The organism is Pedobacter jeongneungensis (genome assembly GCF_000633455.1).
GTDB classification, from domain to species: Bacteria; Bacteroidota; Bacteroidia; order Sphingobacteriales; family Sphingobacteriaceae; genus Pedobacter; species Pedobacter jeongneungensis_A.
Genome location: NZ_AYMG01000010.1, coordinates 36,694 through 61,085 on the forward strand (window position 1 = coordinate 36,694; position 24,392 = coordinate 61,085).

The following is a 24,392-nucleotide window of genomic DNA, read 5'->3' on the forward strand; positions in this document are numbered from 1 at the left end:
CAACATTTTCAGCATTTTATCCTTTCAGAATGCCATACAATTTCGTAACTTTGCACACTCAATAATTAAAGAGCACACAATTCGTATAAATGAGACAACTCAAGATAACGCAATCTATTACCAACCGTGAAAGTCAATCCCTGGATAAATATCTACACGAAATCGGTAAAGTAGATTTAATAACAGCAGAAGAGGAAGTAATTTTAGCAAGAAAGATTCGTGAGGGCGATCAGGCTGCATTAGAGCGATTGACTAAAACCAACTTACGTTTCGTTGTATCTGTTGCAAAACAATATCAAAATCAAGGTTTAACTTTAGGAGACTTAATTAACGAAGGTAACCTGGGTTTAATTAAAGCGGCGAAACGTTTTGATGAGACCAAAGGTTTCAAATTCATTTCTTATGCCGTTTGGTGGATCCGTCAATCTATTTTGCAGGCAATTGCTGAGCAGAGCCGTATTGTTCGTTTACCTTTAAACCAGGTAGGGTCATTAAGCAAAATCAGTAAAGCTTTCTCTAAATTAGAGCAAGAATATGAACGTGAGCCTTCTCCGGAAGAACTGGCTGACATTTTGGAAACTACAGTGGACAAAATTTCAGACACGTTGAGTAACTCAGGTCGTCACGTATCAATGGATGCTCCTTTCGTTCAAGGTGAAGAAAATACATTATTGGATGTATTGGAAAACCACGAACCAAATACAGATAGCTCATTGATCAACGAATCGTTATCTGAAGAAATTAAACGTTCTTTATCTACCTTAACAGAGAGAGAAAGAGAAATTATCGTTTTATTCTTCGGCTTAGGTTCTAACCATCCACTTTCTTTAGAGGAAATTGGTGAGAAATTTAACTTAACACGCGAACGTGTTCGTCAGATTAAAGATAAAGCGTTACAACGCTTACGTCATACTTCAAGAAGTAAAATCTTAAAATCTTATTTAGGATAAGAGATTAGATTTACACAAATATTAAAAGATCGGCTAAGGCTGGTCTTTTTTTGTTTATTAGATTTCTCCGCTACGGTCGAAATGACGATTACACGCTAGCGATCTTTTTTTTATTACAAGCAACTAAGTTTATCGTTATGATTTTATATCTTTAAATCATGTCGATTGGTTTACTCACAAAATCCTTAACTATATACAAACCCATTTTTTTATGGAATGTATTGGTTAGTTTACTCACATCGGTATTTTTCATTATAAATGGCTTTAAGGAGCCGGGGATTTATACCTTTGCTCTATTCATCAAACTTATCGGCTGGTTATTTTCTATAGCTATATACTTCCTGTTTTATCAGCCTACCGCATATTATTTCAAAAATCAGGGTATAAGCTTTAGAAAAATCATGGTCAACTTGGTTTTATATGATTTAATTGTTTTTATTGGAATCTTAATTGTATCGTCACTATGCAGGGACTTTCTATCGACAGTGTTAACCAATCTTTTGCAGACCGCGAAGTATTAAGCAGCGTTTACCTAAACTGTAAAATTGGCGAAGTAGTCGGCTTACTGGGTAGAAATGGATCAGGTAAATCCACTTTATTAAAAATCATTTTCGGGAGTACAAAAGCGAATTTCAAATACCTTAGTATAAATAATAAAGTATATGATAAAGGTTACCTATCTAAGAACCTATCTTATTTGCCTCAAGATAATTTTATTCCAAACCAGATCACAGTTTTACAGGCCATTAATATCTTTTGCAAAAAACAACAAGCTGAACTAAAGCAAATTGACTTTGTGGCCAATCATTTAAATGCTAAATTCTATAACTTCTCTGGTGGAGAACGCAGGCTTATGGAATGTTTATTAATGATTTATAGCGATGCTGAATATGTACTACTTGATGAGCCATTTTCACAATTATCGCCATTGTGGATTGAAGAATTGAAAAACCACATCAATCGGGCTAAAGCATATAAAGGTTTTATCATTACCGATCATTTCTACAAATCCATTCTCGATGTTTCCGACCGGATCGTACTGCTGCACAACAGATGCAACTACAACATCAATAATGAAGATGACTTGGTGATGCACGGCTACCTGCCAGGCTTTACAGCTTAAATTTAGCCATTTACCACTAAGACACGAAGGACACTAAGAATAACGATCCTGGTGCGCTTTGAGTCTTTGTGGCCTGCTAATTAAATATTAAAACAACAAATGTTTCACGGTTAATCCGTTATTGATCAATTGTTTTAACGAATCGATACCAATGCGCAGATGTGTTTCTACATATTTTTCGGTTACCGTGCTATCGCTTTCGGCAGTTTTAACACCTTCAGGGATCATTGGCTGATCAGAAACCAAAAGTAATGCACCAGCCGGTATTTTATTTGCAAATGCAGTGGTAAAAATAGTGGCAGTTTCCATATCAACGGCCATTGCACGTAAAGTTTTCAAATATTTTTTAAATTCTTTATCGTGCTCCCAAACCCTACGGTTGGTGGTGTAGCAGGTTCCGGTCCAGTAATCTCTTCCATGATCACGTATTGTAGTAGAAATCGCTTTCTGCAAAGCAAATGCTGGTAGTGCCGGCACTTCTGCAGGAAGATAATCGTTTGATGTACCTTCTCCCCTAATGGCCGCAATTGGCAGAATTAAATCGCCTAGCTGGTTTTTCTTTTTCAAACCTCCGCATTTACCCAAGAACAGTACCGCTTTAGGTTTAATGGCCGTTAATAAATCCATCATGGTTGCCGCCAACGGACTTCCCATACCAAAGTTGATAATGGTGATCCCATTTGCAGTAACGCTCTGCATAGGCTTATCCAAACCCATAATCGGGGCGTTATCGTTCCACTCCGAAAACATGCTTACATATTTGCTGAAATTAGTCAATAAGATGTAATCACCAAATTGATCTAACGGCCTTCCTGTATAACGTGGCAACCAGTTTTTAACAATTTCATCTTTGGATTTTAATCCAGATTTAACGGGAGATTCTACTTCTTTAATTTTTTTCGATTTTTCTACGATTTCTTCGTCTTTTTTTATGTCTTTTTCTTCGTTCATACTTTTTTTGGTTTATTGCCGGGCGCATGTCGCCTGGCGTTATAAAATACTATATTAAAAAAAATCCCTCCCGAATTACGGGAAGGATTTGATTTTTTAAGCGGCCTGCAACTTTTTAAAGTCGGCCTTTTCAAATTTCTCTATCGCGTAATCGAGATTGATATGCAACTCCTTGACATCCGTCTGCGTTGGTGTATCAAACATCGCATCCAACATAATCGCTTCACAGATTGATCTTAAACCACGGGCCCCTAATTTATATTCCATTGCTTTATCTACAATAAAATTTAAAACATCCTCATCAAAAACAAGCTTTACGTCTTCGTAAGCAAAAAGCTTAACATACTGCTTAATCAATGAGTTTTTAGGCGCGGTTAAAATGTTTCTTAAAGATTCTTTATCCAACGGGTTTAAGTGTGAAAGAACTGGTATACGACCAATTAATTCGGGAATTAAGCCAAAAGATTTTAAATCCTGAGGTGTAATATACTTATAAAGATTTTTAAGATCCAATACGGTCTCATCTTTCTTTACCCTGTAACCTACAGCCTGTGTACGTAAACGGTTTGCAATTTTGCGCTCTATACCGTCAAATGCACCACCACAGATAAACAAGATATTATTGGTGTTTACCGGGATCATTTTCTGATCCGGGTGCTTACGTCCGCCCTGAGGTGGAACATTAACCACAGTACCTTCTAAAATCTTTAACAAAGCTTGTTGAACACCTTCTCCTGATACATCACGTGTAATGGAAGGATTATCGCTTTTACGCGCCACTTTATCCACTTCATCAATGTAAACAATACCACGTTCTGCAGCAGTTACATCGTAATCAGCAGCCTGAAGCAAACGCGTTAAAATACTTTCTACATCTTCACCTACATAACCTGCTTCTGTTAAAACAGTAGCATCGCAGATGCAGAAAGGCACATGCAAAATTTTTGCAATGGTTTTAGCTAAAAGCGTTTTACCTGTTCCGGTTTCGCCCACCAACATGATATTCGATTTTTCAATCTCGATCTCGTCTTTATCAACCTTTTGATTTAAACGCTTGTAATGGTTGTAAACGGCAACAGAAAGCACCTTTTTAGCATCATCCTGACCAATTACATACTGATCCAGATGTTGTTTAATTTCAAGAGGCTTTAATAGGTTTATTGCCTCCTGAATATTTTTTGTCCCTTTGGTTCCTAATTCCTGCGCAAGTAACTGGTTGGCCTGAGTAACACATTTATCGCAGATAAATGCATCCATGCCTTCAATCAACATTAAAGTTTCATGCTTGCCAGAATGGCAGAATGAGCAACGGGATTCTTTATTTTGTTTCGCCATCTTTCTTTGCGTTTCTCGATAATACTTCGTCAACCATACCAAATCCTTTTGCCTCATCGGCAGTCATCCAGTAATCGCGGTCTGAAGCTTTCTCTACCCAGTCATAAGTCTGGCCAGAGTGCTCTGAAATAATATCGTATAATTCTTTTTTCAATTTCAACATCTCTCTCAAGTTGATCTCCATATCAGATGCCACACCTTGTGCACCTCCTGATGGCTGGTGAATCATTACTCTTGAGTGAGGTAATGCAGCACGTTTACCTTTTGCACCTGCAACCAATAAAACGGCTCCCATTGATGCTGCCATACCTGTACAGATGGTCGCTACATCAGGCTGGATATACTGCATGGTATCATAAATACCTAAACCTGCATAAACCGAACCACCTGGTGAGTTAATGTAGATCTGAATATCCCTATCTGCATCTGCCGATTGTAAGAACAACAACTGCGCCTGGATAATGTTAGCATTCTGATCGTAAATTGCATCACCTAAAAAGATAATACGGTCCATCATTAATCTTGAGAAAACATCCATTTGTGCTACGTTCAACTGGCGTTCTTCGATGATATATGGTGTCATGCTCTTAGGATCCAAATTAGCCTGAGCAATAAATTTATCTACGTGTAAACCGCCAATTCCCTGATGTTTAACGGCAAATTTTCTGAATTCTTGTGAATCTATGTTCATGAGTTATAGAGTTTGGCGTTTTGCGATAAGCGTCTTATAAGCCTAAACCAAATACGCTGGTTATTTTAATAAATATTTCCTGAAGTTGGTTAATTTCCGTGCCAATTTATCTAATTCTTCAAGATAATCATTCAGTTCTGTGTCAGAAATATATTTTCTTCGTTCTAAAACTACTAAAATATTTGCATTCTCAAAGGTTGATCGATGTGCAATATTCAGATAATGAGCGAATTCCTTATTTGAAGCTGAACCTGAGCCTTCAGCAATATTATTGGATATGCTAAGAGCAGCCCCATTGAGCTGCTCTGCAAATCTGTATTTTTTATCAACTGACAATCGGTCAGCTATATCTAGTAATTTATCAGTTAACGCAATTGATAACTGCCAAACTTCGAGCGATTGAAATTTAAATTGTGCCATAACTAAATATAGCAATAGCTCAATCATCTCCAAAACGGCTTTGGCACTATGCTAAACGCTTAGCGCCACACGCCAACCGCTGTTATTTTTTCTCCGCTAACGCAATAAACTTATCATAATCAATATCTTTTTGTTCTAAAGTAACAACAGATTTGATTTGCTCAAAAGTTTTTAAAGCTTTTACCTCTTCGAAAACGCGGTTTGCATTTTCTTTATCCTGTAAAAACTGAACAGCATATTGTGCCAATTGATCTTCGGGAAGCGGGCTTGGGCTGTACATTCTGAACTGTGCATCTAATTTTGCTTTAGCTGCCTGAACTACATCCTCATATTTGATTTCGATGCTATTATCTTTAATGATTTTGTTTTCGATTAAAGTCCATTTAAGGTTTTTAGCGAAATCATCATAACCTTCAGCCAATTCTTCGTCGGTTAATTTTTCGTTGGTTGCTTTTAGCCAACGACGTAAAAACTCATCTGGCAATTCGAAGTTGTGTTTAACTAATAATGCTTCATAAATATCATTCGATAATTTACGTTCAGCATCTTGTTTAAACATGCTTTCTACTTCTTCAGTAATTTTTGCTTTGAAACCAGCTTCATCTTTAACTACACCTTCGCCAAACAATTTATCAAAAAACTCCTGGTTCAATTCTGATTCTTCTAAACGGTTTACGTTTTTAACGTGAAGTTTGAAATTTGCTTTTAACTCAGCAGCTTCTTCTTCCGAAATATTTAAAGCTTTTGAAATTACTGCAGCATCTTCTAAAGCTTTTTGAATATCGATGGTAACTTCATCATCTTTCTTTAAACCGATTAACGATTTAAGGATTTTTTTATCTTTTACCTGATCTAAACGGATTGTAGCTGTACTGGTAATACCACCTTCTACAGCAGCTCCATCAGCACCTACCTGAGTTAATTCGGTATATAAAACATCATCATCGGCCGAAACTTCAGGGTTTGTCATTTTACCATAGCTACGACGGATATTTTTGATACGGCTTTCTAAAGTTTCTTTATCAGCTTTAACCACGTACTCGGTAAATTTATCTTTTGATGAAACGTTTACATCAAAAGCAGGCGCTAAACCTAACTCGTAATCAAATTCGAAATCATCTGTGTTATCCCATTTAAATTCGCGCTCATCGTCCATTTTAGGAAGTGGCTGACCTAAAATTTCTAATTTTTGCTCAGCAATGTAGTTAGATAGGGTATCGTTTAACAAATTATTCACTTCTTCTACCAAAATACTTTTGCCATACATTTTTTTAATGTGAGCAGCAGGAACCATTCCTTTACGGAAACCAGGTAATTGTGCTTTTTTGGCTTGATCTTTTATTGCTTTCTCTACTTTAGCAGTGTAATCAGCAGGTGCGATCTTGATTTTTACAACAGCATTTAAGTTGCCGGTTTTTTCCTGTGTGATATTCATTTTGTGAGATATATTAAGATGTGCTTTAGATCGGAGAATTGAGATATGGGATTTGAGAAAAAACCATATATCGCCACAACCGAAACAGCACATCAATTTTTATTAATCAATGTTTTTAAAAACAAAACCGTTTCGATGTTTAAATCGAAACGGCCTTTATCTTGTTGTGCGGAAGAAGGGACTCGAACCCCCACGCCGTGAAGCGCCAGATCCTAAGTCTGGTGCGGCTACCAATTACGCCACTTCCGCAGTTAGGATGTTGTAAGGACTGCAAAGATAGAAACAAGATTGAATAATCAAAAGGCATCTGCAACATTTTATTGATTATTTCTTGGATAAAATGATAACTAGTTAGTTTTTAAGGAGAAAAATTTAAATATAGAGTTAATAAGAAACTTTCTTGATGGTTTGTGGAGACACAAACCATGGGACACAAACCATGGGGACTTGTAACTTAAAGCAGGGTTATTACTGAAATAAAGACATAGGTTTTGTTTCACTTTTTTCTTGAAAAGCAGGTTCAGTAGCGCTTAGGATGATACAGTCCCGCTCTCCGTTCTTTCCGATGAAAAACCGGAACCACTTCGATCAGGTTTAGGTGGGAAGGATAGGTGAAGGATTAATGGTTAAAACACCAAACGTTCCTACGGAACGAAAACGCCAATCTTGCAATTGGCTACCGGGGAGTCGTCCCTCTGGGACGGGAAATAAGTATTTAGGCTCAAGCATAAAAGGCAGGCGTAAAAATAACTGACGACAGATAAAAAATATACCATCTGTATATATCTGTGGCTAAAATCTTAATATAATGACATTCTCCTCGGGAACGGGAAAAAAGCACAATTTAGCCTCAAGCATAAAAGACAGGCGTAAAAATAACTGACAGCAGATAAAAAATGTACCATCTATGTTTATATGTATATATTTATGGTAAAAATCTTAATATAATAACATTCTCCTCTGGGACGGAAAGGAAGTATTATTTAACCTCCAGAATAAAAAGCAGGCGTAAAAATAACTGACAGCAGATAAAAAATATACCATCTGTGTTTACCTGTACATATCTATGGTTAAAATCTTAATATAATAACATTCTCCTCTGGGACGGGAAGAAAGCACAATTTAGCCTCCAGCATAAAAGGCAGGCGTAAACATAACTGACAGCAGATAAAAAATATACCATCTGTGTTTATCTGTATATATCTGTGGTTAAAAACCTTAATAAAATGACATTCTCTTTTGGGATGGGAAGGAAGTATTATTTAACCTCCAGAATAAAAAGCAGGCGTAATCATCATTGACCAGAGACGAAAAGGATTGACAACAAGTATACCATCTGTGTGCATCCGTGGTTAAAGATAACTGAGCAGCAACGCTCATCATAAGATTAACGGGCTAATGCCAGCAAAAAAACCGCTCTGATTTTTAGGTCGGAACGGTTTCTATTTATGGTGCGGAAGAAGGGACTCGAACCCCCACGCCGTGAAGCGCCAGATCCTAAGTCTGGTGCGGCTACCAATTACGCCACTTCCGCATTAGGATGTTTTAAGGACTGCAAAGATAGAAACTAAATTGAATAATCAAATTTTTGCGATGACTTATGAAAATTTAATTAGTGATGGTATGTGAGCCACAGATCATTAGAAATTCGGTATTACATCATCCAATTAACATCTCCCATTTTACCTCTAAAACTCCACCAGTGTTACATCAACCAGCTCCGGACCACCATCTATTGGATAGCCTTTAACTTTCCTTCCTTTAATCTTAACTTTTCTATCTAAGTAGGTATCGAGGTTTATAGAACCACTTTTTAAAGCATAGGATTTATTGTCGGTTTTTAATAAATGTGTACCGTATTGAAAGGTTGTCATTCCAAGTTTTTGAATAGTTCCACTTGCAGTAACAGAACTGGTATGGTTTGCATCTTTCAAGGGGCTACAGCCAGAAATTATAGCAATAAAGAGGGATAATATTAATATTCTTTTCATGATAGTGTAAACGGGATAATTTAATTTTCTGCTACAATTTACAAAAATTAAAACGGCATCACTAATAAAGTTGTTTTTGAAATTCAAAAAAATACTGAACAGCTTTAACTAACCTGCTGCCATACCAACTGAACATTTCGCCATCAACAAGCATAATTTTGACATCGGGTATTGCTGATTGGATTTCTTCAATATGTTTATCTCCAAAAGGATAAGGCTCCGATGAGAGTAAAATTAGTTCACAGTTGGTGGTTTTCAGTTGTTCTAATGTTACAGCAGGATAGCGTTCATCATTTATTATATTCGTCATGCCATTGATTAGCAGAATATCATCAATAAAAGTATTTTTCCCGGCGGCCATGTATGGCTTGCGCCAGATGAGGTAAGCTACTTTTTTATCAATGTGGTGTTGTAATGCAAGGGTTTTTAAATCATTAAATCCAGCCGAAATGAGGTGGTTAAGGTAGCTGGCTTCAGGTTCACGGTCTACCAGTGCGCCTATTTCGGCAATGGTTTTCATCGCATCATCGAGGGTAAAAATATCGCTCATCCAAACAGGGAAATATTCAGCAAGCTCTTCTATATCACGCTGCGTATTTTCTTCTTTATTACCAATAATAAGATCGGGTTTTAAATCTTTGATGAGATCAATATTCAGTTTCTTCGTCCCTCCTACCTTGGTGCGCGCTGCAAATTTTTCTATCGGATGGATGCAAAACTTGGTCAATCCGATAATTTCCTGATCTAAGCCTAAATCGAATAATAGCTCTGTTTGTGAAGGCACAATAGAAATAATCCGTTTTGGAGGGAAATTGACATCGATTTCCCGCCCCATTTGATCAGTAAACGTTTTTTGCATTACGCAAAGGTAAGATTTAAGGTTGAAAAAGATGATGTTTTGCTAAGAGCTCGTCATTTCGAGCGGACCCGATAGCTATCGGGTGCAACAAAGTCGGGAAATCTATAATAGATCTCTTCATTCCACCGCGTTTCAGTGGAGATGACGTCAACTATGCCCCGCTCTTTTTCTGCTCCACGTAACCGTCATTATAAAAATGATTAGGTTTAAGGTAGATTACATTATTCTGGAAATCAAGAAAAGTATTGAACCTTTTTAAAACTTCGTTACCCAAAATATGGATATTAGCGCCCCTTAATGGTTTGTTACCCGTTATCAGTTGTACCGGCACATTTTTTAGGTCGTATTTACCAATTTTAAGGATCTGCAGGTTTGAAGTAACTACAGGTATTTCGTTTCCGGTAGCACCATGCATCATCACTTTTTTAATCACGTCCATTTTATCCGTGGGGAATTTGCCTGTTTTAAGCAGATCATTATCCAACATGGCTGTACGGTGATAGCCCGTATCAAAAAGGAACCAATCTGTATTTTTTACACCACTCTGCTCAATAGTACTTTCTACCAAAAAAAGGCTCGATAGATATTTGATATTTAACTTGCTAAAGTCTTTATCCCTGCTTACATATTTTGGCATAACGGAATGAACAACCATTAGATTTTGATCGTAGTTAAGTTCGACTATTTTTCCATCGAACAAATCCCAGCCAAATCTTCCATCGGTACCAACGCCTGTGAGCTCGGCCGGATACACTTTTGTTTTATAATCCCTGTTGCCCAGGTTAAGGTTATAATAGGTATCGTAAAATTTAGGGTTAGATTTTACTTTATTCTTTAATACATCATTGGTGATTACCAGTTCTGTTGTTCCGCTATCAAAATTTAAATTTAGGGTATCAATTTTATTCAGTATCGATTTAACATAAATGGTACTTTCGCTATTAATAAATAACGGGATACTGTCGTGAATTTCGGGCTTAATTTTACTAAAGTTCTTAATTTCCGGACTTGCAATCTGTGTATAACAAGAATCCTTGCCATTTAACAAAACAATAAAGTCCTTTTTTTCGCCCGGTTTAATTTTAAAGCTGATGGAATCAATATCAGTTTTAAATTTAACTATTTTTGCTTTTACCAGTTTTGAAGTTGTAAAAACATCAGGTTTTGTTTTCGGATCGATATTCCAACCTTTAAGCAGGCCATCTTCTTCGTAAATTTTGGCTGTCTTGGAATTAGCCTTAATCATTGGGGGCTGTTTTTGCGAAAAGGCTGCTGTTGAAAGGAAAGTAAGCGCGATAATTAGAATCTGTTTCATTAAAGTGGTTTTAGAAAACGAATTTAATGATTAAGAACAGTATTGAGGGCTAAAATTTATTTTATTTCGGGACGCGTTTTATTCCACATCCCGAATATCTATTTAGGTTTAGGCCAATTGTTTTTTTAGCCACAGATGCACACAGATAAACACAGATTTTATATTGGTGAATCCATTTTATCTTCCTGTTATTGGTACAAACATTGTTTTAACTGTATCCGGCTTTAAGCAACAGTTACATCTTCTTTTACCACACCATCGGCAATGTGTAAAATCCTGTTGCCGTACTGTGCATTTTTTTCTGAATGGGTAACCTGGATAATGGTAATCCCATCTTCCTGATTTAACTTTTTAAACAGTTCCATAATTTCTTCAGCCTGTGCCGATTGGAGATTTCCTGTTGGCTCGTCGGCAAGGATTATTGATGGCTGGGCTGCTAATGCTCTTGCGATACCAACCAGTTGTTGCTGACCGCCAGAAAGCTGGTTTGGGAATAAATCTTTTTTGGCCACGATATTAAAACGGTCTAAAAGATCTGCAATCCTACTGGCCCGCTCAGAACTACCAATTTTTTTATACAATAACGGGGCTTCAATGTTTTCATAAACAGTCATCTCGTCAATTAAATGGTAAGCCTGAAATACAAAACCGATGTGATTGCGGTAAAGTTCAATCCGTTTGCGTTCGTTAAGCGAGGTCACATTTTCTCCCAAAAATTCGTAAGTACCATAGGTTGGTTCTTCGAGCATGCCAATAATGTTGAGCAGGGTCGATTTTCCGGCTCCCGATGGCCCCATAATGGAAACAAATTCTCCTTGTTTAATGGTGGTGGTTACCAAACGGAGCACATAATTTTTAACGCCTTTGTTTGCGTAGTATTTTTCGATGTTGGTTAATTGTATCATATTTTTAGGGTTGAGCGCAAAGCGGTTGGCAGTTAGCGAGAAATCCACGCTAAAGGTCAAACGCTATACGCAGGTCTTATTCGTATTTTAAAGCGTTAACAGCATTTGTTTTTGCAGCGCGATAGGTTTGCCAGGTAATGGTTAAAATTGAAATTACTAGAGTAAGTATTGCTGTTGCCATAAACATCCACAAATTTAGGCTTGTTCTGAGTTCGAAATGCATTAACCAGTTATTCATAATATAATAGGCAACCGGCAGTGCAATTACGATTGCAATAAATATTAATTTTAAAAAACTTAAAGAAAGTAAAGTCATCAACTCCGTAATTGAAGCGCCTAAGATTTTGCGGATACTTACTTCTTTTATTCTTTGCGCTGTACTAAAAGATGAAAGACCGAATAAACCTAAGCAAGATATGAAAACGGCCAAACATCCAAAAAGATTTGCCAAGGTGCCCAAAATCTTTTCATTTTTTAATTTAATTTCATTTAAACCATCAATAAATTTGATTTCGACAGGGAAATTTGGGTTTAGTTCTTTTACCAGCTTATTAATAATGCCGATGCTTTCACTTAAGCTATTGTGAGGATTTAGGCGCATGGTAATTACGTCACTGATATCTGCATAAGCAATAACCATCGGTGCGGCAACTTTACTGGGATCACCCCAAACAATATTATCAAAAACCCCTACCACATTCCTTTTTGTTCCCTGGTATACAATACTGGTACCAACCGGATTTTTCAGGTGCATTACTTCAACAGCTTTTTTGCTTAAAAGTATTGCTGCTGTATCTGAGGCAAATTTCTGATCGAAATCCCTTCCTGCCAGCAACCTGATGTTTACCGTTTTAGTAAAATCGTAAGTGGTGTAGATCTGATCAAAATCGATCATTTTATCACTTTCGGACATCCCATCCCAGCCAAGGCCTCTTACACTGCTGTTTTTGTTCGAAATACTGCCAGATGATTGTGTTATGCCTACCACAGCGCCACTGGATAGTAATCTTGTTTTTAACAGGTTGAATTTTTCATATAGCAATCCTTCGTGCGGTATTTCCAACAGTCCATTTGTGTTGTAACCTAAAGGCGTATTTTTAATAAACTGGATCTGTTTATAAATGGTTATGGTTGCAGCAATCAGTACCACTGAAAAGCCAAATTGTATCACAACCAAAACCTGCCTGAAAGTTAAAGCATAACCTTTTTTAAAATTTAAGGATTTTTTGAGCGATTGTATCACATTAAAACCTGAAAGATAAAATGAAGGATAGCTTCCTGATATGAAGCCGGTTATAATCAAAACGCTAAAAATCAATATCCAGTTGGTTGGATTGAGGTAATCAAACACAATTTCAATCCCCAATAATCGGTTAAACATCGGCAAACTGAATTCGAGTAGAATAATGCTTAGCAAAATGCCTATTAGGGTTAAAATGAATGATTCCAGCATAAACTGAAATACCAGATTTGTTCTGGATGCACCCATTGTTTTTTTAACGCCAATTTCTTTTGCCCTGCCCTGCGTGCTGGCGGTTGCCAGATTCATAAAATTAATACAGGCAATAAGGAGGATGCCTATCGACAAACCAACAAAAAGTTGCACCTGCTTAATATTTCCCCCAATGCTTTTTCCATTTAAAAATGCTCCATACAGGTGTAATTTTGTTAAAGGGTAAAGAAATACATCTTCTTTGGCAGCGGCAAAGTGTTTGCCTACAAAACCTTTTAATTTTAAATTAAAAGCATTCACATCTGTATTTTCATTCAATTTTAACAGGGTGTAATAATCATGACTGCCCCAATTTGGCTTTTTTGGCCACTGGTTTAAATTTTCATATAAAGTAAATGTGGTTAACGATTCGAACCCATAGGTAACATTGGTTGGAAGGTCTTTTATTACTGCTGTAACTTTTAAATCAACCTGATTTTCGAATCGTACTTTTTGATTAAGCACATCTGTTGTACCGAATATCCTTTTTGCTGCTGTTTCAGTTAAAACGATGGCATTGGGATCATTTAATGCCTTTGCAGGATTTCCACTGATAAAATGATAGTCAAATAATTTTAAGAAATCCGGATCGACGTATCTGCTATCTAATTTTAAGCTTTCTTCTCCATTGGCTACCAATCTTTTATAAACATCGGTAACCCTGGCACCATATAATACATCAGGAAATTCTTCTTTAAGTGCGGCCAACATCACATTCTGCGATTGGTTTATTGTTCTGATCACCTCTCCTTTCTGGTCATTTAAATTGATCATGGCCTGATAAATATGCGGTGAGTTTTTAAATTGCCTGTCATAGCCCCACTCATAACCGGCATATAACAATAGTAATAAACAGGAGGTTAAACCAATAGCCAAACCACCAATGTTTATGGCTGCATAAACTTTGTTTCTAAACAGGTTACGCAATGCGATTTTTAAGTTGAGTTTAAACATAAGGCGTTGTGTATAGTGTAAAGCGCTTAGCGGTCAGCGGTCAGCGATAAATTTACGCTGAACGCCAAAAGTTTTACGCAGATATTATTCATATTTAAGTGCATCAATAGTATTTGCATTCGCGGCTTTATAAGATCGAAAGCTTACTGTTATTAAAGTAATCAGCATTGATATTACCATCGCCATAACAAATGGCCAAACACTCAGATCTATCCGATAGGCAAAGCCCGAAAGCCATCTCGAAACAAATAAATAAGCCATTGGCCATGCTACCATGTTTGCAATAAATACCATCAATAAAAAGGATCCGTTAAGCATTTTTACCAATTGCAAGGTAGATGCACCCAAAACTTTACGGATAGCCACTTCTTTGGTTCTTTGCATGGCTACAAAAGAGATCAGGCCAAATAAACCTATAAAGGAAATAAAAATGATTACACTGGCAAATACTTTAAATAATATTCCCATTACCCGTTCGCTTTCGTAGTAATTTTTGATCCTCTCATCAACAAAGTTTGCATTGTAAATGCTGTTTGGAAAAGTATTAGTCCATAATGCCTCTATTTGTTTCGTTGTAGATAGCAGATGGTTGCCTTCTAACTTTATTGCGGCTTGCCAATATTGATTTTTATCTGAAGAAATGGCCAGACCAGAAATGCTTTCTTTTAACGATTTATCATTATAATCTTTCACCACCCCAACAATGGGAATATTAATTCCATTGGTATTAATTGTTTTGCCTAAGGCATTTTCGGGCTTGTTTATACCTACCTTTTTAAGAAAAGTTTCGTTCACCACATACCCATTGGCGGTATCGCTTTTCATAAAAATTTTACCGGCAATTATTTTTAAATCAAAAAGCTTAAAATAATCTTCGTCGGCCTTACAGGTCCTTACCTCGAAATCTTTATTCATTGCTCCATTAAAGGTAAAATTAGTAGAATTTACATCCTGAGATAAAGGTGGTGCCTGGCAATAGCTTAACAATTGTACACCGGGGATTTTCAAAACCCTTTCTTTAAAATTATCACGCTTGTTCCGACTAATATTGTCTCCGGGCATTCTCACCATTACTACCGCAGCAGAATTAAAACCCAATGGTTTTTGCTGCAGGTAGTCCATTTGATTTACAATTACAATGGTTCCGATAATGAGGATCACAGTAATTGCAAACTGAACCACAACCAGGATTTTACGCAAGCTTAAGCCATTATTGTTAAGGGTAACTTTATTTTTTATCGCCAATGCCGGATTAAAGCCCGATATAATCATAGCCGGATAAAAACCAGCCAGAAAGCCAACAAAAGCAACCAGCAAAATCATAAACACGAAAATAACCGGGTGACCAAACAAACTGAAGGTAACCTGATTTTTGAAAAGGTTCTGCATGGATGGTATGGCCAGCTCGCTAATGATGCAGGCAACCAGCAGCGCGATTAAAACCAACACAACCGTTTCGGTTAAAAACTGTATAATAAGTTGTTTCCGTTTGCCCCCCATTACTTTACGCACGCCAACCTCTTTACTCCGGTTAACGGCCTGAGCCGTATTTAAATTAATAAAGTTGATACAGGCGGTAAAAATTAAAAACAACCCAATAACAGCAAGACCATAAATCTGGCTCCTTGCAATTGTTGCGTTTGCAAAATTATCGTAACGTTCATCAAAATGGATCTCTTTTAAAGCCTGAAGCCTGTTGACCTGATTACCTTCAATTTTCCGATCTGCATAATATTTTTTATTAAATTTTGCCATTGCGCCATCAAGATCTGATTTGCTCAGTCCCTCATTAAGCAATACATAGCTACTTAAGCTCGAGTTTATGCAATCCCAGCAATCTTTGTTACCATAGTAATCATATAAATTTTGATAAGCGATTACTATTTTTAGTGGAAAGCTTGAGTTTTGTGGCATATCCTCAAATACCCCGGTAACCCTTAATTGTGTCTTTGTGCCTAGTGTAATACTTTTGCCGATTGCATTGTTTATGCTGCCAAAATATTTAATGGCCATCGCTTCAGATAAGGTTACACTGTTAGGGGCTTTTAGTGCTTCTGCTGGCTTTCCGTATTTCCAGTTGATATGGAGTACATCAAAAAATTCGGGTTCAGCGAAGTACATGTTCTCATTACTCTTTAAAATTTCTTTGCCGCTATCATCCTTAACATGTACAATATCATCTATTTTAGCTATGGCACCAATCTTTTCTATACCAGCTATTTCATTTCTCGCTGCCGCGGTAAAAGGTATGGGTACACCGGCAGAGAAATCGTCGAAAGCATTGTATTTCCAATCGGTAACCACCCTATAAATGCGATCTGCGTTTTTATAACTCTCATCAAAACTAAGTTGAAACCGGATAAAAATAAAAATAAGGATACAACTGGCCATCCCGATTGATAAACCAAGAATATTGATCAACGTATAACCTTTGTTTTTCCAGAGGTTCCGCCAGGCGATTTTTAAATTTAGTTTGAACATATTTTGAGGTTTAGCGTGAAGCGGCTTAGCGGTCAGCGATAAATCAACGCTAACCGCAAAACGCCACCCTTAGGTTTTATTCGTATTTAAGGGCATCAATGGTATTAGCAACCGCAGCTTTGTACGAGCGGATGCTTACCGTAATAAGCGTTATCGTCATCGAGATGATCATCGCCAAAATAAAAGGCCATATATTCACCTCTATCCGGTAGGTAAAAGTAGCCAGCCATTTGGCAACAAACAGATAAGCTAAAGGCCAGGCAACTAAATTGGCTATAAAAACCATCATCAGAAATGAACCATTCAGCATTTTAACCAGTTCGACTGTTGATGCGCCCAATACTTTCCTAATGGCCACTTCGCGTGTGCGTTGAGTAGCTACGAAAGAGATCAAACCAAATAAACCGATAAAGGAAATAAAGATAATTACCCCTGCAAATACTTTAAAAAGGGCACCCATTATTTTTTCAGTCTGGTAATACTCGCTAATTTTATCATCCAAAAAAGTAGATCCATACACATACTCAGGCAGCACATTGTTCCAGGTTTTTTCGATGGCCTGCATAGCAGGCAAAATACTTTTACTATCCAGTTTTATTGCAATAGTGGTATAAGATTCTTTATCGCTATTTAAAATAATTGGCGAAATAGGCTCATGCAGGCTTCTGTTGTTAAAATCTTTAACCACTCCAACAATAGTCCCTGTTTTACCATGTACCCTAATGGTTTTACCAAGGGCTTCATTATAATTAACCACATTCAGTTTTTTCAACATGGTTTCGTTTACCACAAAATTTCTAACGGTATCGCTTTTAGTTAAACCTTTTCCGGCAATAATTGCTAAACCAAATGTTTTAAAATAGTTTTCATCACCAGTTTTGGTATTGGCCTGAAAGGTTGCATTTACAGTACTGTTGTATCTGAAATTACTCTCGTTATTAAAATCAGATGATGGTGCAGCACTGCAATAACTGGTTGATAATACTCCCGGGATTTTATTGATTTGATCCTGTAGCGTATGGTAGCGGGTAATCGCAATGCTATCAGAAGGAATGTCGACCAAAGCAACAGCGGTTGGAATAAAACCAAGCGGTTTCTCTCGCATGTAACTCATTTGCCTAAGCACAACCAAGGTACCGATAATGAGTATAATGGTAATGGCAAACTGTACCACCACCAGGATTTTGCGTAAACTTAAACCTCCGGCATTTGCAGTAATTTTATTTTTTATTGCCAATGCAGGGCTATAGCCCGACATCACCATTGCAGGATAAAAACCTGCTAAAAAGCTTACCAATATCATCAAAACAAGCATAAACGCGAGAATGATGGGGTGCTCGATAATACTAAAAGAAATATGATCTTTAAATAAACTTTGCATGCCCGGTAGCGCAATTTCGGTTAAAACACAGCCCACCAGTAAAGAAAGAACCGTTATTGTTAAAGTTTCGGTTAAAAACTGAACGATTAATTGCCTGCGTAAGCTCCCCATTACCTTACGCACACCAACTTCTTTACCCCTGCTTACCGCTTGTGCGGTTGCGAGATTAATGAAATTGATACAAGCGGTAAGCAATAAAAAAACACCGATAATGGCTAAGCCGTAAAGTTCCTTTTTAGAAATTACTTTGTTTGCAAAATTGCCAAGTTCTTCATTGTAATGAATATCCCTTAGGGGTTGAAAACGATGCCCTTCTTTTGAAATATCATCTTTCTGATAGTATTTATCGATAAATTGAGGAATACTCCTATTCGCATCTTCAATAGAAACACCTTTTTTTAACAAAACATAACATTCGGATGATGAAGAAACCGATCCCCAGCTGGTTAACTCTGGTCCGGCCTGGTTTTGGTAAGTTTTGTAGGAAATAATAATTCTAAGTGGAAACGAACTATTTTCAGGTGTTTTTTCTATGATTCCAGTTACTTTAAGGTCTAGTTTATTCTTAAAATTGATGCTTTGCCCCACTGCTTTATGCCAATCGCCAAAAAGTTTGTTGGCCATTTCATCAGACAAAACAACAGTATTAGGTTGGCTTAATGATTGACGTGGGTTGCCTTCCAGCCATTTAAAATCAAGGATTTCGAAAAAATCAGGATCTGCATATTGCACATCCTCTGCGGTTTTAATGCTTTCTTTTCCTGATGCATCTTTTACCTTAATAATTCCGCCACCGCCCTGAATGGTTCCTACTCTATCAAATTGTTGACGAAAATCGTTACGCATAGCTGGCGGAAGTGGCCTGGCCGTACCGGGAGATTCAAAAAAACTATCAGGAGCTGTCCAGCTGGTTATTACACGGTAAATTCTGCCTTCATTTTTAAAGTTTTCATCAAAGCTGAGCTGATAACGGATAAAAATAAAAATGAGGATACAACTGGCCATTCCGATAGAAAGGCCAAGGATATTGATCAGCGTATAACCTTTGTTTTTCCAAAGGTTTCGCCACGCAATTTTTAAATTAAGTTTGAACATATTGAGTGAGGTTTAGCGTGAAGCGTTTGGCAGTCAGCGTTGATTTATCGCTTAGCCCCAAACGCTATCCGCAGGTCTTATTCATATTTAAGTGCATCAACAGCATTTGCTTTAGCTACTTTGAAAGTTTGCAGGCTTACCGTTAAAATGGCAATAATTACCGAGGTTAACAGCGCCAGTAAAAAGGGCCAAAGGTTTACTGTAATTTTATAATCGTATTTTTCGAGCCATTTGGCAAGAAGAATGTAAGCCACGGGAATAGCGATAATGTTGGAGATGATCACCAGTTTCATAAAATCTTTGTTCAGCAGGATTAAAATATCCGAAAGATTGGCGCCCAGCACTTTACGGATACTGATTTCTTTACTGCGTTGTTCGGCAGTATAAAGTGCTAAACCCAATAAACCAAGACAGGAGATGAAAATGGCAAACCCTCCAAAAATGTTCGAAAGTACACTGAGTAACCTTTCGCTTTGAAGCTTTTCGGCCATGCCCTGACTAACCATTTTTACTTCTATAGGGTAAGCCGGGTTTAAACTCTGACTCACTGATTTTATTTTTTCAATAGAGGCAGATAGCGATTGCTTGGGGTTTAGTTTAAGTAACAGTACTTTACTTGTTTTAACATTATAATAATAAACCGTTGGCTGTATTTTTGAAGCAAGCGATTCGCTCGAATAATCCTGTACCACGCCTACTACTTTAAGTGGCGGATTATCACCCCAATGGATAATGGTACCAATAGGGTTTTTTAAACCCATTATTTTAACGGCACTTTGATTAAGTAAAAGCGATGTGGAGGTATCAGCCGAAAATTTAGGGTCAAAATCCCGTCCTTCGATTATTTTAACGCCTGTAGTTTTAGCAAAATCGAAACCCGTGCTCCTGTAATTGATAATCGAAACATCATTTTTAGGTTTGCCCGGCCATACAATATCACCGGTAATAGAACCACTGCTGGTAAAAGAACGGGCATATTCAGTTGAAGCCATGATAGCCCCTGCCCTTTCCAGTTCGTTTTTAAAAGTATGCAGTTTCTCTGGTTTTGCCCACTCTCCTTCCAGATCAATTTGTGCCAATGCGGTTTCATCAAAGCCTAATGGCTTATTTTTAAGGTGCTGAATTTGGCTGTAAATAACAATTGCCGAAATAATCATGCAGATAGAAAGGCTAAACTGCACCACTACCAAGGTTTTACGGATAGACAATGAACCCGTTGAACCTTTAAATCCTTTTAAAACTTTTACGGGAATAAAAGATGACAGGTAAAATGCAGGATAACTTCCCGCCAGGATACCAGTAATTAATACCATTGAAAGCAATACAGCCCAAAATCCCATTGAACTATAATTGATTTTAATCGAAATATCGAGCAGGTTGTTAAAGTATGGCAAAGAAACTTCGAGCAGTGTAAAAGCAATTAGCATGGCTAAAAACGATAATAAAAGCGATTCTACCATAAACTGTCCCATGATGGTATTCCGGGTAGAACCCAAAGCTTTCCTCACACCAACTTCTCTTGCCCGTTTTTCTGATTTAGCGGTAGAAAGGTTCATGTAATTGATACAGGCGATAAACAACACGCAAATGGCCAGAAAAACAAATAACCTCAACTGATCGATTTTACCGCCAACAACTTTTCCGTTATCGAAATCATCGTATAAATGCAATTTGCTTAAAGGAAAAAGAAAAGGCTCATAAGTCATTTCTTTTAATTCGGGTTCTTTATCTGTAATAAAATGTTTTAAAGCCGCATTTGTAGCTTCCAATGAGGCATTATCTTTAAGCTGAAATAAAGTTAAACAGGTAATGGCACCCCACCCATATTCTTTTTCGGATGGATTTTCCTGTTCAAAGAAGGCCCATGGCTGTAACACATCAAACTGGATACTCTGATTTTTAGGGAGATCTTCTATTACGGCACTCACCTTTAAATTAATGTGGTTATCGTATTTAATGCTTTGCCCGATAGGATTCTCATCACCGAAAAGTTTCTTAGCCGTAGATTCGTTAATAAGTACGTTATTTGGCTCGCTTAAGGCCGAGTTTGGATCTCCATAGATAAACCTATAATCGAGCATTTTCAAAAAATCGGGATCAACATCAATGCTTTTCAGTTTAAAATTGTGCTGGTTTCGGCTGTATAATTTCTGACCGTTATTCATTGATATGCGTGCAGCACTCTTAATGCCCGGAAGTTCTGAAGCTCCGGCTTTGGCCAGTTTATTCGGAACCGCCATTGTGGTAGCCAATTTGCCGTTAAACTTTAAATTTAATGCAGATAAATATACTTTATCGGCATTTTTATATTGTTTATCAAAGCTCCATTCATAGTATACATACAATAGCAGCATTAAACAACAGGCCATGCCAATTGCCAGTCCACCAACATTGATCAATGTAAAGCCTTTGTTTTTCCAAAGGTTACGCAGTGCTATTTTTAAGTTGAGTTTGAACATATTTTTGAGGTTGAAGGTTGAAAGGTTAAGGGTTGGAAGGTTGAAGAACCTAAATCTTCAATCTTATTCCCTCTATCTCTTCCAGCCATTATGTTATTTAATATTTATTAAAAGTGGGAATGGTTAAGCCATCTAAACCTATTACCTTCCACCTTCCCACCCTTATTCGTATTTAAGTGCATCAACAGGATTGGCGTTCGCCGTTTTATAGGCTTGAAAACTCACGGTAACCAATGCCATCATTAATGTTCCTAAGCCGGCAAGCGGCATAATCCACCAGGATATTTCGGTATGGAATTCGAATTTCATCAACCATTTATTCATTAAAAAGTAACTTAAAGGGATAGCGATAACAATCGACACCACAATCATCTTCACAAAAGAGAATGATAACAACTGCATTAAGTTAAATAAGGAAGCACCCAATACTTTACGTACCCCAAATTCTTTTGTTCTTTGCTCGGCACTATAAGCTACTAAACCAAATAAACCCAAACAGGAAACGAAAATGGCCAAACCACCGAAAAGGTTTGAGAGGATGCCTAAAGTTTTCTCGGCATTGTATTTTTCGGCGTATACGTTATTTAAAAAATTAATTTCAAGAGGATAAGCCGGATTTATAGCTTTTGTAATCCTGCTGATGGTTTCGATATTACTTTGGAGGCTGTTATTTTCATTCAAACGCATCGTGATGTTTCCCGTTTGTGCCTTATCAAAGAATACCACCATCGGGTTATTCGATTTATAGGGCGAATCCCATACATAATCATCAAAAACACCTATAATATTAAATTTATCATCATTAATGGTAACTGTTTTACCAACTGGATTTTTATACTCAAAAATTTTAACAGCCGAAGCACTCACCATCACCGCACTGGTATCTGATGCGAAATTTTCTGAAAAATCCCTTCCGCTCGTCAATTTGATGCCATTGGTTTTGATAAAATCGTAGGTGGTGATTACCTGGTTAAACATTTGGTTATTTGTAGCTTTCAACATTCCTTCCCATTCTATACCCGAAAAATTTCGTCCATGATGTGATAAGCTCACCGAAGATTGGAACATTGAAGTAACCGCACCTGATTTTAACAATTCTGAACGCAGCAGCTCATATTTCGTTTTTAATTCGCCATCCTGAGGCATTTCTACCAAAGCGTTCACATCAAAGCCTACCGGTCTGTTTTTAATGTACTGGATCTGTTTATAGATCACCAAAGTGGAAATGATAAGGATAATGGCAAAACAAAACTGCCCAACTACCAATACCTGCCGTAAACTCACCGCAAAGAATGCTTTTGATTTAATTTTTCTTTTTAACGTTTGGATCGGATTGAAAGACGAGAGGTAAAATGCAGGATAACTACCGGCAATTAAACCCGTAGCAAGAACAATCCCTAAAATACCTATCCAACTGCTGCTATTGAAATATGATACGTTCAGTTTGATGTTCAGCAGGTTATTAAAAGTTGGCAAAAAGATTTCGAGGAGTGCAATGGAAAAAATCACTGCAATAAAGGTCAGCATCATCGATTCGGTTAAAAACTGGACAATCAGTGAGCCACGGTTAGCACCAATGGTTTTTTTGATGCCTACCTCTTTTGCACGTTTTTCTGATTTGGCAGTGGCCATATTCATAAAATTGATGCAGGCAATCAACAGGATGCCAAAAGCCAGTGCAACAAAAAGATATATCTGCTCTACAGCACCGCCAACACTTTTTCCATCCTCAAACTTGCCGTATAAATGTAATTTTGCCAAAGGGTATAATACCTGCGATTGCTGATTGTTGGTGTTATTTTTTTTCTCGATCTGATTTATTTTTTGATTAACCAGATCTAAATTCGCACCGCTTTTTAACATTACAAGTGTTATAAAGCTGAAATTGCTCCAGTTGAGATCTCTGGCGCTTTGATCAACCGTTTCGTAAAAAGACCAGGGCATTAAATAATCAAATTTGTTTGAGCTATTATCGGGCTGATCTTTAATTACACCGGTAATATTCAAATCGAAGCGATCTTTAAAACGCACCGATTTATTCAACACATCGGTAGTTCCAAACAGTACTTTAGCAGTAGATTCAGTTAAAATAACCGAATTTGGATTACTTAAAGCCGTATTGGCATTACCTTGAATAAATTTATAATCGTACATTTTCAGGATATCGGGTTCAGCGAATTTAGATTGACGCTTAAAAGCGTTCTGTCCGTTGGCAATTAAATTCTTGCCTCCGTAATCCATTCTTGCCATATACTTAAGCTCGGGCAGGCTTTGCTTAATTGCCGGACCAAACGCGGTGGTTGAACCTTCAAAAGTTCCTGAAATTTTACCGTTATCACCTGGAATATTGGTCATGGTGGTAAAAACATCGGCCGAATTTTTAGCCTGCTTATCAAAGTTCCATTCGTAGGTAACGTATAATAACAAGGTTAAACAAGCAGCCAAACCTATAGCCAGGCCAATTACATTAATAAACGAGCTTACCTTATTCTTCCAAAGGTTACGCAATGCTATTTTTAAGTTTAATCTGAACATGATAGGTTAACTGTATAAAT

The 24,392-nt window shown here is 37.3% G+C and carries 16 protein-coding genes and 2 tRNA genes; 2 read left to right on the forward strand and 16 right to left on the reverse strand.

Annotated features, from left to right (window positions below; all coding sequences use genetic code 11):
* The first annotated feature begins 89 nt into the window (after nt 1–89).
* On the forward strand, nt 90–950 hold the full coding sequence (locus U859_RS0108375; protein WP_010601359.1) for an RNA polymerase sigma factor RpoD/SigA: 861 nt from the start codon (nt 90–92) through the stop codon (nt 948–950).
* A gap of 463 nt (nt 951–1,413) precedes the next feature.
* Nucleotides 1,414–2,073, forward strand: a complete 660-nt coding sequence (locus tag U859_RS0108380; RefSeq protein ID WP_025142951.1) for an ATP-binding cassette domain-containing protein — start codon at nt 1,414–1,416, stop codon at nt 2,071–2,073.
* A gap of 87 nt (nt 2,074–2,160) precedes the next feature.
* Here U859_RS0108380 and U859_RS0108385 read toward each other — a convergent pair whose 3' ends face one another.
* The 16 genes from U859_RS0108385 to U859_RS0108460 all read right to left on the reverse strand — a co-directional run bounded on the left by U859_RS0108385 (nt 2,161) and on the right by U859_RS0108460 (nt 24,372).
* The gene (locus U859_RS0108385) at nt 2,161–3,024 is read right to left on the reverse strand and encodes an AMP nucleosidase (protein WP_025142952.1); all 864 of its coding nucleotides are present in this window, start codon (nt 3,022–3,024) and stop codon (nt 2,161–2,163) included.
* Nucleotides 3,025–3,120: 96 nt separating this feature from the next.
* Nucleotides 3,121–4,359: an ATP-dependent Clp protease ATP-binding subunit ClpX gene (gene clpX / locus U859_RS0108390; RefSeq protein ID WP_025142953.1), complete on the reverse strand. Its 1,239-nt coding sequence runs from the start codon at nt 4,357–4,359 to the stop codon at nt 3,121–3,123.
* On the reverse strand, nt 4,343–5,050 hold the full coding sequence (gene clpP, locus U859_RS0108395) for an ATP-dependent Clp endopeptidase proteolytic subunit ClpP (protein ID WP_025142954.1): 708 nt from the start codon (nt 5,048–5,050) through the stop codon (nt 4,343–4,345). The genes clpX and clpP overlap by 17 nt, the downstream gene beginning before the upstream one ends.
* A 60-nt stretch (nt 5,051–5,110) precedes the next feature.
* The gene (locus U859_RS0108400) at nt 5,111–5,470 is read right to left on the reverse strand and encodes a four helix bundle protein (protein WP_025142955.1); all 360 of its coding nucleotides are present in this window, start codon (nt 5,468–5,470) and stop codon (nt 5,111–5,113) included.
* Between the two features lie 82 nt (nt 5,471–5,552).
* Nucleotides 5,553–6,905 carry a trigger factor gene (tig, locus tag U859_RS0108405; RefSeq protein ID WP_025142956.1) on the reverse strand — a complete coding sequence of 451 codons (1,353 nt, stop codon included), beginning with the start codon at nt 6,903–6,905 and terminating at the stop codon, nt 5,553–5,555.
* 167 nt (nt 6,906–7,072) lie between these two features.
* Nucleotides 7,073–7,154: transfer RNA gene (locus tag U859_RS0108410), tRNA-Leu, on the reverse strand.
* Between the two features lie 1,200 nt (nt 7,155–8,354).
* Nucleotides 8,355–8,439 (reverse strand) — tRNA-Leu (locus U859_RS0108415).
* A gap of 154 nt (nt 8,440–8,593) precedes the next feature.
* Nucleotides 8,594–8,896: a hypothetical protein gene (locus U859_RS0108420; protein WP_162799901.1), complete on the reverse strand. Its 303-nt coding sequence runs from the start codon at nt 8,894–8,896 to the stop codon at nt 8,594–8,596.
* A 61-nt stretch (nt 8,897–8,957) separates the two neighbouring features.
* Nucleotides 8,958–9,755, reverse strand: coding sequence for a helical backbone metal receptor (locus tag U859_RS0108425; RefSeq protein WP_025142958.1), 798 nt, complete (start codon nt 9,753–9,755; stop codon nt 8,958–8,960).
* Nucleotides 9,756–9,906: 151 nt separating this feature from the next.
* Nucleotides 9,907–11,070, reverse strand: a complete 1,164-nt coding sequence (locus U859_RS0108430; RefSeq protein WP_025142959.1) for a hypothetical protein — start codon at nt 11,068–11,070, stop codon at nt 9,907–9,909.
* Between the two features lie 224 nt (nt 11,071–11,294).
* Nucleotides 11,295–11,975, reverse strand: a complete 681-nt coding sequence (locus tag U859_RS0108435) for an ABC transporter ATP-binding protein (RefSeq protein ID WP_025142960.1) — start codon at nt 11,973–11,975, stop codon at nt 11,295–11,297.
* Nucleotides 11,976–12,051: 76 nt separating this feature from the next.
* Entirely contained in the window at nt 12,052–14,421 is a 2,370-nt protein-coding gene (locus U859_RS0108440) for an ABC transporter permease (RefSeq protein ID WP_025142961.1), read from the reverse strand.
* A gap of 84 nt (nt 14,422–14,505) precedes the next feature.
* Nucleotides 14,506–16,902, reverse strand: a complete 2,397-nt coding sequence (locus tag U859_RS0108445) for an ABC transporter permease (RefSeq protein WP_025142962.1) — start codon at nt 16,900–16,902, stop codon at nt 14,506–14,508.
* Nucleotides 16,903–16,978: 76 nt separating this feature from the next.
* On the reverse strand, nt 16,979–19,378 hold the full coding sequence (locus U859_RS0108450) for an ABC transporter permease (RefSeq protein WP_025142963.1): 2,400 nt from the start codon (nt 19,376–19,378) through the stop codon (nt 16,979–16,981).
* Between the two features lie 77 nt (nt 19,379–19,455).
* Nucleotides 19,456–21,837 carry an ABC transporter permease gene (locus U859_RS0108455; RefSeq protein WP_025142964.1) on the reverse strand — a complete coding sequence of 794 codons (2,382 nt, stop codon included), beginning with the start codon at nt 21,835–21,837 and terminating at the stop codon, nt 19,456–19,458.
* Nucleotides 21,838–21,999: 162 nt separating this feature from the next.
* Nucleotides 22,000–24,372: an ABC transporter permease gene (locus U859_RS0108460; RefSeq protein ID WP_025142965.1), complete on the reverse strand. Its 2,373-nt coding sequence runs from the start codon at nt 24,370–24,372 to the stop codon at nt 22,000–22,002.
* Between the last annotated feature and the right edge of the window lie 20 nt (nt 24,373–24,392).

Bases quoted from the DNA above. Each gene is read 5' to 3' on its own strand.
- U859_RS0108460 (WP_025142965.1), bottom strand. From the start codon at position 24,372: ATGTTCAGATTAAACTTAAAAATAGCATTGCGTAACCTTTGGAAGAAT.
- U859_RS0108430 (WP_025142959.1), bottom strand. From the start codon at position 11,070: ATGAAACAGATTCTAATTATCGCGCTTACTTTCCTTTCAACAGCAGCC.
- U859_RS0108420 (WP_162799901.1), bottom strand. From the start codon at position 8,896: ATGAAAAGAATATTAATATTATCCCTCTTTATTGCTATAATTTCTGGC.
- U859_RS0108375 (WP_010601359.1), top strand. From the start codon at position 90: ATGAGACAACTCAAGATAACGCAATCTATTACCAACCGTGAAAGTCAA.
- clpP (WP_025142954.1), bottom strand. From the start codon at position 5,050: ATGAACATAGATTCACAAGAATTCAGAAAATTTGCCGTTAAACATCAG.
- U859_RS0108435 (WP_025142960.1), bottom strand. From the start codon at position 11,975: ATGATACAATTAACCAACATCGAAAAATACTACGCAAACAAAGGCGTT.
- U859_RS0108450 (WP_025142963.1), bottom strand. From the start codon at position 19,378: ATGTTCAAACTTAATTTAAAAATTGCGTGGCGAAACCTTTGGAAAAAC.
- clpX (WP_025142953.1), bottom strand. From the start codon at position 4,359: ATGGCGAAACAAAATAAAGAATCCCGTTGCTCATTCTGCCATTCTGGC.
- U859_RS0108385 (WP_025142952.1), bottom strand. From the start codon at position 3,024: ATGAACGAAGAAAAAGACATAAAAAAAGACGAAGAAATCGTAGAAAAA.
- U859_RS0108440 (WP_025142961.1), bottom strand. From the start codon at position 14,421: ATGTTTAAACTCAACTTAAAAATCGCATTGCGTAACCTGTTTAGAAAC.
- U859_RS0108380 (WP_025142951.1), top strand. From the start codon at position 1,414: ATGCAGGGACTTTCTATCGACAGTGTTAACCAATCTTTTGCAGACCGC.
- U859_RS0108425 (WP_025142958.1), bottom strand. From the start codon at position 9,755: ATGCAAAAAACGTTTACTGATCAAATGGGGCGGGAAATCGATGTCAAT.
- U859_RS0108455 (WP_025142964.1), bottom strand. From the start codon at position 21,837: ATGTTCAAACTCAACTTAAAAATAGCACTGCGTAACCTTTGGAAAAAC.
- tig (WP_025142956.1), bottom strand. From the start codon at position 6,905: ATGAATATCACACAGGAAAAAACCGGCAACTTAAATGCTGTTGTAAAA.
- U859_RS0108400 (WP_025142955.1), bottom strand. From the start codon at position 5,470: ATGGCACAATTTAAATTTCAATCGCTCGAAGTTTGGCAGTTATCAATT.
- U859_RS0108445 (WP_025142962.1), bottom strand. From the start codon at position 16,902: ATGTTCAAACTAAATTTAAAAATCGCCTGGCGGAACCTCTGGAAAAAC.